Consider the following 13,290-nt stretch of genomic DNA (forward strand, 5'->3'; position numbering starts at 1 on the left):
GGCGATGCCCGCGGTCCGGGTGCTGGCGGTCACCGCCGCTCTCCTGACCGCGTGCACCGCCGACCCGCCGCCGGCCATCCAGAGCACCGAGACGGCGACGACCACGCCCCCGGCCGCACCGACCGCCACCGGCAACCCGGTGGTGGTCGCCATCGACGACGTCGGAACGGGATTCAACCCGCACCTGACGGCCGATCAGTCCCCGGCGACGACGGCCGTGTCGACGCTGGTGTTTCCGAGCGCGTTCCGCCCGGTGCGCTCGGTCGACGGTGCGCGCACGGAGTGGGTTCCGGACACGTCGCTCCTGGTCTCCGCGGACGTCACCTCCGAGGCGCCGTTCACCGTCACCTACCGGCTGCGGACCGAATCGCAGTGGTCGGACGGCGCGCCCATCGCGGCCGAGGACTTCCGGTACCTGTGGCAACAGATGATCGAGGCGCCCGGGGTCGTCGACCCCGCGGGCTACGCCGCGATCGAGGACCTCCAATCCGGTGACGGTGGCAAGACGGTGTCGGTGGTGTTCTCGCGTCCGTATCCCGCGTGGCGCGAACTGTTCACCAACCTGGTTCCGTCCCACCTGTTGAAGGACCTGCCCGGTGGGTTCGAACGGGGACTGCGCGACAACGTGTCCGTCTCGGGTGGTCACTTCCGGATCGACACCGTCGACCGGGGCCGTGACGAGATTCTGCTCGAGCGCAACGATCGGTTCTGGGGATCGCCCGCGACGCCGGACCAAATTCTGTTGCGCCGCGGCGGAACCGATGCGCAGGTGGCGGATTCCCTGCGGTCCGGTGACGCCCAACTCGCCGAGGTACGCGGTGGGCCGTCGCTCACGGCGCAACTGGACGCCATCCCGAACGTGCGGACGGACACTCGATTCCGGTCGCGCACACTGGAACTCACGCTCAACGGTCGGGTGCCGGCACTGGCCGATCCGGCGGTGCGGCAGTCCGTCATGGGTCTGCTCGACGTCGACCTGCTCTCGACGGTGGCCTCGGGCGCCACTGCGGGGGTCTCGGCCGCCCGGGCGCAGATCGTCTCCCCGTCCCAGCCGGGGTACGCGCCGACCCGTCCCGCGCCGCTGCCGCGCGAGGAGGCCGTCGCCGGTCTCGTCGCGGCGGGATTCACCCCGGTTCCGTTGCCGCCCGCCCTGGCCCCGACGTCGGGGGCGAGCACCACGACCGAGACCGAGCCGCCGCTCGTCTCGGGCGCGCAGCCGCTGAGCCTCACGCTGGGCGCGCCGCAGAACGACGCCATCGCGGTCGCAGTGGCCAACACTGCCGCGGATCAACTGCGCGACGCGGGAGTCGACGCCCGGGTGACGCCGCTCGACCCGGAGGAGCTCTACGGCACCGCGCTCGCGACGGGCGCCGTGGACGCGGTGGTGGGGTGGTCGCGAGCCGGCGGTGACCCGGCCACGGCGCTGGCCTCGCGGTTCGGCTGCGCCGCCGTGCCGCCCGTGGAGGTGACCGGTCCGGACGCCGAGGACGCCGCCGTCGTCGGCCCGCTGTCCGGTGTCTGCGATCCCGCGCTGGGCCCGGCGATCGCCGCGACCGAGACCGCGGCCGATCCGGTCGCCGCAGTGATGGCGCTGCAGCCGAGCCTGTGGGCACTGCACACCGTGCTGCCGATAGTCCAGGACTCGTCGGTGGTCGCCGTGGGGCCCGGCGTGAGCGGCGCCGCGTTGACCGGTCCGATCGAGGTGGGCATCTTCGGAGATGCCGACCGCTGGGCGAGAGAGGTTCCGTGACCCGCCGACTGCTCCTGATCCACGCCCATCCCGACGACGAGTCCATCACCACCGGCGGCACGATCGCTCGGGCGCGTCGGGACGGCGCGGACGTCACCGTGCTCACCTGCTCGCTGGGCGAGGAGGGCGAGGTGATCGGTGATCGCTGGGCGGGTCTGACCGCCGATCGTGCGGATCAGCTGGGTGGCTACCGCATCCACGAACTCACCGTCGCGCTCGCGGCGCTGGGGGCGCGGCCGCCACGCTTCCTGGGTGGTGCGGGACGGTGGCGCGACTCGGGCATGGCGGGGACCCCGGCTGCGCTGCACCCTCGGGCCTTCGTCCGGGCGGACGTCGACGAGGCGCTCGCCGCCATGGTCGGTGTCATCCGGGAGATCCGGCCGCAGGTGGTGGTCTTCTACGATCCGGAGGGTGGCTACGGCCATCCCGACCACCAGCAGGTGCACCGCCTCGCCGGGGCGGCCCTGGACCGCGCCGCCGACCCGTCGTCGTCCGATCGGGGCGAGCCGTGGTCGGTGGCCAAGGCCTACTGGACGGTCACCGGGGCCTCGCAACTCTCGGACGGACTGGCCGCCCTCGGCCCCCTGCCGGACACCTGGCGGATGCCCGAACCCGGTGAGCTGCCGAGTGTTCCGGACGGTGAGGTGACCACGAGCATCGACGTCCGGGACGTCCTGGACGCCAAGAGGGCGGCCCTGCGCGCCCACGCGACCCAGGTCACCGTGTCCGACGCCGGCACGGCCTACGCACTGTCGAACGACATCGCCCAGCCGGTGCTGCCCGACGAGCAGTACGTGCTGGTGCGTGGCACCCTCGGCGAGGTCGACGCGTCCGGCCGTGAGACGGACCTCTTCGCGGGAGTGTCGTGAACCCCGTCGTCGAAACGGGGAATCTGCCGGGTTATGCTGTGAGCGCTGTCACGGAGCGGGGTCCGGCGTCGGCGCCGACATCTCGCCCTACCGTCACCAGGAGATCGCGTGATTTTCAATTACGACCTGCAGAACGCCATCGTGGCGTTCGTCGATTCGCTGCGCCCCACCGCGGACCTGCAGCGGGCGATCTACCTCGACGCGGTGTCCGGGTTCGCCACCACCGTGAGCAATTTCCTCACCTCCATCGGCTACCCGCCGCGCTGACGACCCGCCGTCCCGGCGGCGAGTGGGTGACCGCGTGAGCGGCCACGCCGGAGAGTCCGTGGTGACGGGCGTCAAGGCCGCCATCCTCGCCGCGCTCACCCTCGACGGATTCCTGTGCGCTCTCGGTGCGGTCCTGTTCCTGCCCGCGTACCTCGGCAGCACCCCGTTTCCGGTGAGCGGCCTGCTCGCCGGGGCCGTCAACGTTCTGCTCGTCCGCGTGGCGTACTCCGTCTCGCACAACGGCGGCCGAGCGGCGTTGCCGCTGGGTGGCTTCGCCCTCGGCCTCCTCCTCGCGATGCTCGGCGGGCCCGGCGGCGACGTCCTCGTGCTCGCCGACTGGCGCCTGCTGGTCCTCCTGGCCGGTGGCCTGCTGCCGCCCGTGGTGCAGCTCTTCGCACTGCGATTCCGACGGTTGACCGCCCTCGGGGCGCGCTGACTCACCTGCTGCGCGAGACCCCGGCAGCGTCGGCGGCTCGGGCGAGCACGTCCTCGACCATCGCCGGGGTGAGGCGCCCGGTGAAGGTGTTCTGCTGGCTGACGTGGAAGCACCCGAACACGGTGAGCTCGGGCAGATCGGGGGCGATCGGGGCGAGCGTCACCTGCGCGCCGTGGCCGAAGCGCGGCCGCGGGCGCGGCACGTCCCACCCCGCGCCGGCGAGCACCGGCATCAGCGCCTGCCATCCGAATCCGCCCAGCACCACGACGGCTCGCACCGTGGGAGCCAGGAGATGCAGCTCGCTCTCGAGCCAGGACCCGCACCGGTCGCGCTCCGCCGGCGTCGGTTTGTTCTCCGGTGGTGCGCAGTGCACCGGGGACGTGATGCGCGTGCCGACGAGTTCGAGTCCGTCGTCGATCGCGGTCGCGGTGGGTTGCGACGCGAGACCGACGGCGTGCATGGCGGCGTAGAGCACGTCGCCGCTGCGGTCGCCGGTGAACATGCGGCCGGTGCGGTTCGCGCCGTGGGCGGCAGGGGCGAGTCCGACGATCAGCAGCCGCGCATCGGGCGGTCCGAACCCGGGAACCGGTCGGCCCCAATAAGTTTCGTCGCGGAACGCGGCGCGTTTCTCGCGCGCGACGCGCTCCCGCCACTCCACCAACCGGGGGCACGCGCGGCACTCGGACACGCGGGTGTCGAGTTCGGCGAGAGAGCGCGGCGGCGGCTGAGCAGGTTCGGCCGGCCCGGTGCGGGTCATCGGTCGCAGCCCCAGACGTCCGTCGCGCCGGGCGCGGCCGCCTCGGCGATGGCCCACGCGCGGTCGACGGGTACGTCGAGAACCCGGTAGGCGCCGGTTCCGGCCGCCGTGGCGGCGACGAGCGTCGCGACGCCGGCCCGTCGTTGAAAGAAGGTCTGGCGCACGGTCCAGGCGACGACACCCCGCGCGTCGAGCACCACTCGTCGGCGGTCGAGGCTGCCGTGCTCGGTCACCAGCAATCCGGGCCGGACCCGATGACCGAGGGCCGCGTACCGGTCCAGCGCCAGCGCGATCGCGGCGACGGCGACGAGTCCGAGCACGATCCACGCCCACGTCGGTACCGCCCGCCCACTCACCGCGTAGCCGGCCGTCGCCGCCAGGGCCGCCGCCACCGGCAGGAGGGCGCGGGTGAGGCGTCGTCGTCGGGCCACGGGTCCGTGCGCCGTCAGCGGCGCGGTCGCCGCGTCCGCGGCGTCGGGCAGCAGGGTGGCCGCCGTCGACGTCACCGCGGCACGCGGCGCGGGCGGCAGGATCAGCGAGGACTCGTGCTCGGAGGCGCTGACCCCGGTCATGACCGCGTCGAGGCGCGCGCCGCCGGCCAGCCGGAGCAGCAGCGGCCGGCGGATCGACGCCCCTCGCAACCGGGCGCGGTCGAAACTGGCGTGACGGGTGGAGAGGACACCGTGTTCGACCCGGAGTCGCTCGCCGTCGTCGGTCACGCGCAGATTGCCGTAGACGAGGAGGTAGCGCGCGGCGGCGATCGCGCTGGAGACCACGAGGGCGGCGACCACGGCGATCGAGACCGCCGCGACGACGCCCAGCGACACGACGCGGCGGTAGGTGTCGTCGACCACTGCCGACGACGCCACGGCGCCGGCGGCGCCCGATTGCCCGAGCAGTCCCGCCGCGGCCCCGACGACGGCGAGACCGGTCAGCGTGAACGGGGCGTACCGCACCCAGGCCGGGTCGACGCGCGCCAGTTCGCGCTCCGGGGGAGCGGGGACGTCTCCGCCGGCAGCGGGATCGGATGGTGGGGCCACGGCCGTCGCCAACAGTTCCTCGCGCAGCGCCGGAACGACGCGCGCGTCGAGCGCGTTCAGTTCGAACGTCTCGCCCTTGCCGGCGTGCCGACCGGTCCCCACGGTGAGCACCGCCAACCCGAGCAGTCGGTGCAGGGGCCCCGCCTGCACGTCCACGCTGCGGATCCGGCCCCGCGGGATCGAGAGCACCTTCTTCTGGAGGACACCCGTGCGCAGCTGCACGTGCACCGGGCCGAGCCGGTAGCCGGTGGTCACCCAGCGGGCAATCGCGGCAGCCACCACGACGGCCAGCACGATCGCGCTCCAGAGGTGGTTGCCGCTGGTGCTGCCCACCACCAGGGAGACCACGAGGACCGGCAGCAGCCGGACCACCTCGGTGACCGGGTGCACCAGCAGCATCCGGCGATCGAGGCGAGACCACGGCATCGCGTCCTCGCGAGCCTCGGCGGCAGCCGAGTCCTCGGGTGCCGGCACGCTCACGTCGCGTCCCCCCGCGAGCGCGCCGCCGCCTCGGTGACGCGGGCGACCACCCGGTCCGCCGTCTCGAGGTCCAGCGCGGCGATACGCACCGCGCCGGCGGACGACGCCGTGGTGACCGTCACCGTCGCCAGGCCCAACGCGCGCTCGAGGGGCCCGCGCTCGGTGTCGACGGTCTGGACCCGGTTCAGCGGGGCTATGCGCCGTTCCTGGTCGAACCACCCCGTCCGGGTGTACACGGCGGTGTCGCTGACCTCCCAGCGATGCACCGCGTAGCGCCAGCGAGGCACGACGAGCACGTGGACGGCGGCTGCCACCAGTGCGATCGGGGCGAGGATCAGCAACGGGGGCCAGAGCGGGCGGTCCGCGACGGTCACCAGGAGCACGGCCCACACCACGAGCCCGAGGAGAATCGGTGCCCACAGCAGACCCGCGGCGACGGTCCACAGCGTGACGGCGCGCGGGCCCAGCCGTTCGGCCGGGTCGCGCACGATGAGCGGCGACCGATTCGTGCTGTCGGACACGTCGTTCACCCCTGCTGTGGCCGGGCCCTACGAGGAGGGCGCATGATCGGACGGTGACGATGTTGCCCGATCCGACCACACCCGCGCGCACCGACACCACCGGACGCCCCGACGCGGGAGCTTCCACCGAGGCGCCCGCCCCGACCCCGTCGGCGATGCGTCGCGCGCTGCGGCGCGCTCGCGACGGCGTGGTGATCAGTGTCGACGAGGCCACCACCCTGTTGCACGCGCGCGGGGAGGACCTGGTCGACCTGTGCGCCTCGGCAGCCCGGGTCCGCGACGCCGGGCTTCTCGCCGAGGGCCGGTCGGGCACCGTGACCTACTCGCGCAAGGTGTTCGTTCCGTTGACCCGGCTGTGCCGCGACACGTGCCACTACTGCACCTTCGTGACGGTGCCGGGGAAGCTGCGCGCCGAGGGACGAGGGATGTTCCTCGACCCGGACGAGGTGCTCGACATCGCCCGCCGCGGAGCGGAACTGGGGTGCAAGGAAGCGCTGTTCACGCTCGGGGACCGCCCCGAGGACCGGTGGCCCGAGGCCGCGGAGTGGCTCGAGTCCCGTGGCTACGGGTCCACGGTCGACTACCTCCGGGCCATGTCGATCCGGGTGCTCGAGGAGACCGGTCTGCTGCCGCACCTGAATCCGGGCGTGCTGAGCTGGGAGGAGATCTCGCGGCTCAAGCCCGTGGCGCCGTCGATGGGCATGATGCTCGAGACCACGTCGCGTCGGCTGTTCGAGGAGAAGGGGCAGGCGCACTACGGCAGTCCGGACAAGGATCCCGCGGTGCGGCTGCAGGTGCTCACCGACGCGGGCCGTCTCACCGTCCCGTTCACCACCGGCATCCTGGTGGGAATCGGCGAGACCGTGCGGGACCGCGCCGAGTCGATCGTCGCGATCCGCGCGTCGCACAAGCAGTTCGGGCACGTGCAGGAGGTGATCGTGCAGAACTTCCTGGCCAAGCACGACACCGCGATGCGGTCGGCGCCCGACGCGGGCCTCGAGGAGTTCCGCGCCACCATCGCCGTCGCCCGGATCCTGCTCGGTCCGGCGATGCGCATCCAGGCACCGCCGAACCTGGTGTCGCCGGACGAGTGCGCGTCGCTTCTCGCTGCGGGAGTGGACGACTGGGGCGGGGTGTCGCCGCTGACACCGGACCACGTCAACCCCGAACGGCCGTGGCCGAACCTCGACACCCTCGCCGAGATCAGCGCGGCCGCCGGATTCGTCCTGACCGAACGCACTGCGGCGCAACCGAAGTACGTCCGCGCCGGATCGCCGTGGATCGATCCTCGGATCGCCGCCCACGTGCGCGCGGTGTCCGACCCCGCCACGGGCCTCGCGGCCGACGTCCGTCCGACCGGTCTGCCGTGGCAGGAACCGGACGAGGTCTGGGAGTCCACCGGACGGACCGACCTGCACACCGCCATCGACACCGACGGCCGGAACACGGAGACGCGCAGCGACATCGGGTCGGCGTTCGGCGACTGGGACTCGGTCCGCGAGCAGGTCGCGGCGTTGGCCGAGCGCGCGGCCACCGCGCCGGAGCGTCTCGACCGCGACGTCGCAGCGGCGTTGCAGGCGGCCGAGCACGATCCGGCGGGCCTGTCCGACGAGCAGTACCTCGCGTTGGCGACGGCCGACGGTCCGGCGCTCGACGCGGTGGCGGCGTTCGCCGACGCCCTGCGCCGGGACACCGTGGGCGACGACGTCACGTACGTGGTCAACCGGAACATCAACTTCACCAACATCTGCTACACCGGTTGCCGGTTCTGCGCGTTCGCGCAGCGCAAGGGGGACGAGGACGCGTTCTCGCTCTCGGCGAGCGAGGTGGCCGACCGGGCCTGGGAGGCCCACGTTCTCGGCGCGACCGAGGTCTGCATGCAGGGCGGAATCGACCCCGAGCTGCCCGTCACCGGATACGCCGATCTGGTCCGCGCGGTGAAGGCCCGTGTGCCGTCGATGCACGTGCACGCCTTCTCGCCCATGGAGATCGTCAACGGTGCCTCGCGGGGCGGACAGTCGGTGGAGGACTGGCTGATCGCGTTGCGCGAGGCGGGGCTGGACACGATTCCGGGGACCGCCGCGGAGATCCTCGACGACGAGGTCCGGTGGGTGCTCACCAAGGGCAAGCTGCCCGCGCGGACGTGGGTCGACGTGGTGTCCACCGCGCACCGGGTGGGTCTGAAGTCGAGTTCGACCATGATGTACGGCCACGTCGACAACCCGTCGCACTGGGTCGGACACCTCAACGTGCTCAAGGGCATTCAGGACCGGACGGGTGGCTTCACCGAGTTCGTTCCGCTGCCGTTCGTGCACCAGTCCTCGCCGCTCTACCTCGCCGGGGCCTCCCGTCCGGGTCCGACGCAACGCGACAACCGCGCGGTCCACGCGCTGGCGCGGATCATGCTGCACGGCCGCATCGACAACATCCAGACGAGCTGGGTCAAATTGGGCGTGGCGGGTACACGGGTGATGTTGACCGGCGGAGCCAACGATCTGGGGGGCACGTTGATGGAGGAGACGATCAGCCGGATGGCGGGATCGCAGCACGGATCGGAGAAGACGGTGGCGGAACTGCACGAGATCGCAGCGGGCATCGGACGGACCGCGGTGCAGCGCACCACCGCCTACGCGGATCGGACCGCGGCGTGAGCCCCGACCGTCTGGGTGACCAGCGCGTCGCCGGTGTGCTGCGGGCGGCCGTCCGGGTCATCGACCCGATGCTCGAGCTGCTCGCCGATCGTGATCCGCTCGGCATCAAGCGGCGCACCTTCACCGACGCCGGGACCGGCGGCTCGACCGGGTCGGTGGACACGGCCCTGAACGCCGTCGCCAAGGTCTTCGACGCGGCGGACACGCCGGGGACGAAGTCGTGGGAGTCCATGACGGTGGACCAGCGCGTGAACTGGTGGGTGCGACGCGTCGGCGGCATCAGCACGGTCGCCGTGGCGTTCCCCGGCATCTTCGGCGTGTTGGCCCGGCGACTGCCGCTGGGCGACGTACTCGGCTTCGCCAACCAGGCCATCGTCCTGGTGGCGGTCGCGCGGGAGTACGGCATCGACGATCGCGACGAGCAGGTCCGCCTGCTGGCATCCGTGCTGTGCAACCGCGAGTTGCCCGTCGGCGCCTCGGTGGACGCCCCCGCTCCGCAGGAAGCCGCGGAGGAGGAGCAGCGGGGCTCGCAGAGGCTGTCCCGATCCCCGTTCGCACTGCTCTCCACGCTGTGGTCGGTCACCAAGATCCTCCGCGCGGTGACGGACGAGTTGGACAAGCGACCCCGCAGCCGTACCGTTTATCGGTGGCTCGGTAACCTGCCGGTGGTCGGTGCGGTGGCCGGCTACTTCGGCGAGCGCGGCGCACTCGTCCGCGCGGCGAAGTCGGGTCGAACCTGGATCGAGCGGCGTAGCACGTCCGCGCCCGTAGTTCGGAAAGGCTAAAGGAGAACGTCAGTGCCGTACACGATTGCCGAACCCTGCGTCGATGTCCTGGACAAGGCCTGCATCGAGGAATGCCCGGTCGACTGCATCTACGAGGGTGGCCGGATGCTCTACATCCAGCCCGACGAGTGCGTGGACTGCGGCGCCTGCGAGCCCGTGTGCCCCGTCGAGGCCATCTTCTACGAGGACGACGTCCCCGAACAGTGGTCCGCCTACATCGCCGCGAACGTCGACTTCTTCGACGATCTCGGATCGCCCGGCGGTGCCGCCAAGGTCGGCAAGACCGACTACGACCCGCCCTTCATCAAGTCGCTCCCGCCGATGGGCGAGAGCTGAGCGTGACCGAGGCGCCGTCGGCCGAACTCGCGACGCGCGTGTCGCGGCGGCGTGTGTCGGACCGTCTCCCGGTCTTTCCGTGGGACACGATCGCGGAGGCGAAGACTACCGCGTCGGCGCACCCGCACGGCATCGTCGACCTCTCCGTCGGCACCCCGGTCGATCCGGTGGCGCCGGTCATCCGGGACGCGCTGGCATCGGTCGCCGAGCAGGCCGGCTACCCGACGACGGCGGGCACTGCCGCACTCCGGGCCACCGCGACGGCGGCTCTGCAGCGTCGCTACGGCATCGCGGGCGTGGCCGACGACGCGGTGCTCCCCGTCATCGGAACGAAAGAGCTCATCGCGTGGCTGCCCACGCTGCTGGCTCTCGGGTCCGACGATCTCGTGGTCGTGCCGGAACTCGCCTACCCGACGTACGAGGTGGGCGCACGGCTCGCCGGGGCGCGCACGCTGCGTGCCGACGGCCTGACCCGCCTCGGCCCGGAGAACCCGTCCTTGATCTTCGTGAACTCGCCGTCGAACCCGAGCGGGCGCGTTCTCGGCGCGGCGCACCTGCGCAAGGTGGTCGAGTTCGCGCGCGAGCGCGGCGCGGTGGTGGTGTCCGACGAGTGCTACCTGGGTCTGTCCTGGGACGCGCCGGCAGTGTCGATCCTCGCCGACGACGTGAGCGGCGGTGATCACACCGGTCTGCTGGCCGTGCACTCGCTGTCCAAGACGTCCAACCTCGCCAGCTACCGGGCGGGCTTCGTCGCCGGCGACGGCGCCCTGGTCGCCGAGCTGCTCGCGGTGCGCAAGCACGCGGGCATGATGGTGCCGCTCCCGGTGCAGGCGGCCATGACGGCCGCCCTGTCCGACGACGAGCACGAGGCCGAACAGCGCGAGCGCTACCGCGCGCGGCGGACGGCCCTGGCGGCCGCGCTCACCGCCGCGGGATTCCGCATCGACCACAGCGAGGCCGGCCTGTACCTGTGGGCGACGCGCGGCGAGTCCGGGCGCGCCTCGGCGTCGTGGTTCGCCGACCGCGGAATCCTGGTCGCCCCCGGTGAGTTCTACGGCCCGGACGGCGAGCAGCACGTGCGTATCGCGCTCACGGCGACGGACGAGCGGATCGCCGCCGCCGTCGCGCGCCTGACGGTCTGAGGCGGCCCGTGGGCGCCCTCGACCGCGTGCAGGAGGACCTCGCCCGCGGTGAACCGTGGAACGCGCGCAAGCGTCTGGGGGCGGTGCTCGAACGGGAGCCGGCCTCGCAACCCGCGCTGGACCTCCTCGCTTTCGCCTGTCTGGCGATGGACGACGTGGCCGGCGCCGGCGCGGCGTGGTTCCTCACCGACCGCGACGAGTCCGATCCCGTCGTGCGGGACGCCCTGGCCGCGTTCGCCGCGTCGTCCGACCGATCGGTGGTGCTGGCGCGGCGTCTGCCGATGAACGCGCCCTCCCGCGCGTACCCACCGCGGGCGCGGGAACGTCTGGCACTGCTCGAATCCCGCATCCGCGCGGCGGGGGACGACTGGGAGCCGCCGGGCGAGGTGCACTACGTCGCCCAGGACGGCGTCGACGTCGAGGCGTTCGACGAATGGACCGAGCCGACGGTCCGGGATCGGTCCGGCGTGAAACTGGTCGCCGCCGTGCTGGTCCTCGCCATGCTGGGTGGCGTGACCCTTGCGACGCTGCTCACGGTGCTGTTCTGACCGTCACCGACCGGCCCGCTGTGTCGGACGGCGGTCGTGTCGGTGGCCGGTGGTACTGATGGAGTCATGGATCAGGTCACGATCGACTCCGTGCCGCACGACCCCGCGTGCCTCGACTGCGCCGGGTCGCTGGATCACTGCCACGGAACCCTCGTCGTTCACAGCGACTTCACCGTCGAGTGCACCGAGGCGGGCTGTGTGCTCGCGCATCGGGAGCGTCACGCGTTGGTGGTCGACTGCGTCGCGGTCGCGGGTGGGTGTTCGTGCGAGGTCTCCGTGGCCGTCTCGCAGGCGTCGTGACGTGCTGCTCCGATCGCTGAACCCCTACCTGGTCGCGCGCGGTGACGACGTCGAGGACGCCGTCACGGTGGGGGACACCGTCCTCTCGCGCAGTGACCTGATCGGCGCGGCCACGTCGGTGGCCGAGCGTATCGCCAACGTCGACCGGGTCGCCGTGTGGGCCGAGCCCACGGCGCGCACGGTGGTCGCCGTGGTCGGCGCGCTGATCGCGGGTGTCGCGGTGGTGCCGGTGGCGCCGGATTCCGGTCCCGCCGAACTCGATCACGTGCTGGCCGATTCCGGCGCACGGGCCTGGCTGGGTGTGGCGCCGGAGCACGCCGGCGGACTGCCGACGGTTCCGGTGCGCATGCACGCACGGTCGTGGCACAGCTATCCCGAGCCCGCAGGGGAGAGCACTGCGCTGGTCCTCTACACCTCCGGCACCACCGGGCCGCCGAAAGGTGTTCTACTGAGCCGAGACGCGGTGGCCCGGGGGCTGGACGCCTTGGCCGAGGCGTGGGCGTGGACGCCGAACGACACCGTCGTACACGGACTTCCGCTCTATCACGTGCACGGACTGGTGCTCGGCATCCTCGGCTCGCTGCGCATCGGCAGCCGTGTGGTGCACACCGTGAAGCCCACCCCCGAGCGCTACGCGGCGACGCGCGGCACGGTGTACTTCGGTGTCCCCACGGTGTGGTCGCGGATCGCGGCGGACGAGGAGTCGGCGCGCGCGCTGAGCCGTGCACGGCTGCTCGTGTCCGGTAGTGCGCCTCTTCCGGTCCCGGTGTTCGAGAAGCTCGCCGCATTCACCGGCATCGCGCCGATCGAGCGGTACGGCATGAGCGAGACGCTGATCACCGTCAGCACCCGCGCGGACGGCGAACGGCGGCCCGGCTGGGTCGGACTTCCGTTGCGCGGCATCGAGACCCGCCTGCGCGCCGAGGACGGGTCCGACGTTCCGCACGACGGCGAGTCCATCGGTTCGTTGCAGCTGCGCGGGCGCTTCTTCGACGGTTATCTCGGCAGGCCCGAGGCCACGGCCGCGACGTGGACCGACGACGGCTGGTTCGTCACCGGCGACGTGGCCGCGATCGACGCGGAGGGGTTCCACCGCATCGTCGGACGCGAGTCGACCGACCTGATCAAGACCGGTGGCTACCGGGTGGGTGCGGGCGAGGTGGAGACCGCGATTCTCGGCGTGCCGGGCGTCGGTGAGGTGGCCGTGGTGGGTCTGCCGGACGACGACCTCGGGCAGCGCATCGTCGCGTTCGTCGTCCCGGAGAGCGATGTCGACGTCGCCCCGGACGCGGTGATCGACCATGTGGCGCAGCAACTCTCGGCGCACAAGCGTCCGCGTGAGGTCCGGTTCGTGGAGTCGTTGCCGCGCAACGCCATGGGAAAAGTGCGCAAGGCACTGCTGGAGTAG

The 13,290-nt window shown here is 72.2% G+C and carries 14 protein-coding genes; 11 read left to right on the forward strand and 3 right to left on the reverse strand.

Annotated features, from left to right (window positions below; genetic code table 11):
* Positions 1–4: 4 nt before the first annotated feature.
* The 4 genes from BMZ18_RS18505 to BMZ18_RS18515 all read left to right on the forward strand — a co-directional run bounded on the left by BMZ18_RS18505 (position 5) and on the right by BMZ18_RS18515 (position 3,322).
* Entirely contained in the window at positions 5–1,750 is a 1,746-nt protein-coding gene (locus BMZ18_RS18505) for an ABC transporter family substrate-binding protein (RefSeq protein ID WP_068366510.1), read from the forward strand.
* Positions 1,747–2,619, forward strand: a complete 873-nt coding sequence (gene mshB, locus BMZ18_RS18510) for an N-acetyl-1-D-myo-inositol-2-amino-2-deoxy-alpha-D-glucopyranoside deacetylase (RefSeq protein WP_068366500.1) — start codon at positions 1,747–1,749, stop codon at positions 2,617–2,619. The genes BMZ18_RS18505 and mshB overlap by 4 nt, the downstream gene beginning before the upstream one ends.
* A gap of 108 nt (positions 2,620–2,727) precedes the next feature.
* The gene (locus BMZ18_RS19855; protein ID WP_156511667.1) at positions 2,728–2,886 is read left to right on the forward strand and encodes a hypothetical protein; all 159 of its coding nucleotides are present in this window, start codon (positions 2,728–2,730) and stop codon (positions 2,884–2,886) included.
* Between the two features lie 34 nt (positions 2,887–2,920).
* Positions 2,921–3,322 carry a hypothetical protein gene (locus tag BMZ18_RS18515; protein ID WP_068106023.1) on the forward strand — a complete coding sequence of 134 codons (402 nt, stop codon included), beginning with the start codon at positions 2,921–2,923 and terminating at the stop codon, positions 3,320–3,322.
* A 1-nt stretch (position 3,323) separates the two neighbouring features.
* On the opposite strand, the gene BMZ18_RS18520 is transcribed toward BMZ18_RS18515, so the two are convergent.
* The 3 genes from BMZ18_RS18520 to BMZ18_RS18530 are packed head-to-tail and all read right to left on the reverse strand — an operon-like array spanning position 3,324 to position 6,120.
* On the reverse strand, positions 3,324–4,079 hold the full coding sequence (locus BMZ18_RS18520) for a uracil-DNA glycosylase (protein WP_068366512.1): 756 nt from the start codon (positions 4,077–4,079) through the stop codon (positions 3,324–3,326).
* Positions 4,076–5,545, reverse strand: coding sequence for a PH domain-containing protein (locus tag BMZ18_RS18525; protein WP_082895287.1), 1,470 nt, complete (start codon positions 5,543–5,545; stop codon positions 4,076–4,078). Before BMZ18_RS18525 ends, BMZ18_RS18520 begins: the two co-directional genes overlap by 4 nt.
* Positions 5,546–5,595: 50 nt before the next feature.
* On the reverse strand, positions 5,596–6,120 hold the full coding sequence (locus tag BMZ18_RS18530; RefSeq protein WP_074922384.1) for a PH domain-containing protein: 525 nt from the start codon (positions 6,118–6,120) through the stop codon (positions 5,596–5,598).
* Positions 6,121–6,179: 59 nt separating this feature from the next.
* Here BMZ18_RS18530 and BMZ18_RS18535 point away from each other — a divergent pair, with 59 nt between their 5' ends.
* From BMZ18_RS18535 to BMZ18_RS18565, 7 genes are all read left to right on the forward strand, one after another.
* The gene (locus BMZ18_RS18535) at positions 6,180–8,771 is read left to right on the forward strand and encodes a bifunctional FO biosynthesis protein CofGH (protein WP_068366485.1); all 2,592 of its coding nucleotides are present in this window, start codon (positions 6,180–6,182) and stop codon (positions 8,769–8,771) included.
* On the forward strand, positions 8,768–9,556 hold the full coding sequence (locus BMZ18_RS18540) for a hypothetical protein (protein WP_235606278.1): 789 nt from the start codon (positions 8,768–8,770) through the stop codon (positions 9,554–9,556). Before BMZ18_RS18535 ends, BMZ18_RS18540 begins: the two co-directional genes overlap by 4 nt.
* Before the next feature lie 12 nt (positions 9,557–9,568).
* Complete coding sequence (fdxA, locus tag BMZ18_RS19920; protein WP_068102344.1) at positions 9,569–9,892, forward strand: ferredoxin; 324 nt, start codon at positions 9,569–9,571, stop codon at positions 9,890–9,892.
* 2 nt (positions 9,893–9,894) lie between these two features.
* Positions 9,895–11,034, forward strand: coding sequence for a succinyldiaminopimelate transaminase (gene dapC, locus BMZ18_RS18550; RefSeq protein WP_371828518.1), 1,140 nt, complete (start codon positions 9,895–9,897; stop codon positions 11,032–11,034).
* 8 nt (positions 11,035–11,042) lie between these two features.
* Entirely contained in the window at positions 11,043–11,582 is a 540-nt protein-coding gene (locus BMZ18_RS18555; RefSeq protein WP_068102342.1) for a DUF6584 family protein, read from the forward strand.
* A gap of 66 nt (positions 11,583–11,648) precedes the next feature.
* A complete protein-coding gene (locus tag BMZ18_RS18560) occupies positions 11,649–11,882 on the forward strand; it encodes a hypothetical protein (RefSeq protein WP_068102340.1) in 234 nt (77 codons plus the stop codon).
* A 1-nt stretch (position 11,883) separates the two neighbouring features.
* On the forward strand, positions 11,884–13,290 hold the full coding sequence (locus BMZ18_RS18565; RefSeq protein ID WP_068366468.1) for an acyl-CoA synthetase: 1,407 nt from the start codon (positions 11,884–11,886) through the stop codon (positions 13,288–13,290).

This window comes from Rhodococcoides kroppenstedtii, from assembly GCF_900111805.1.
Classification (GTDB): domain Bacteria; phylum Actinomycetota; class Actinomycetes; order Mycobacteriales; family Mycobacteriaceae; genus Rhodococcoides; species Rhodococcoides kroppenstedtii.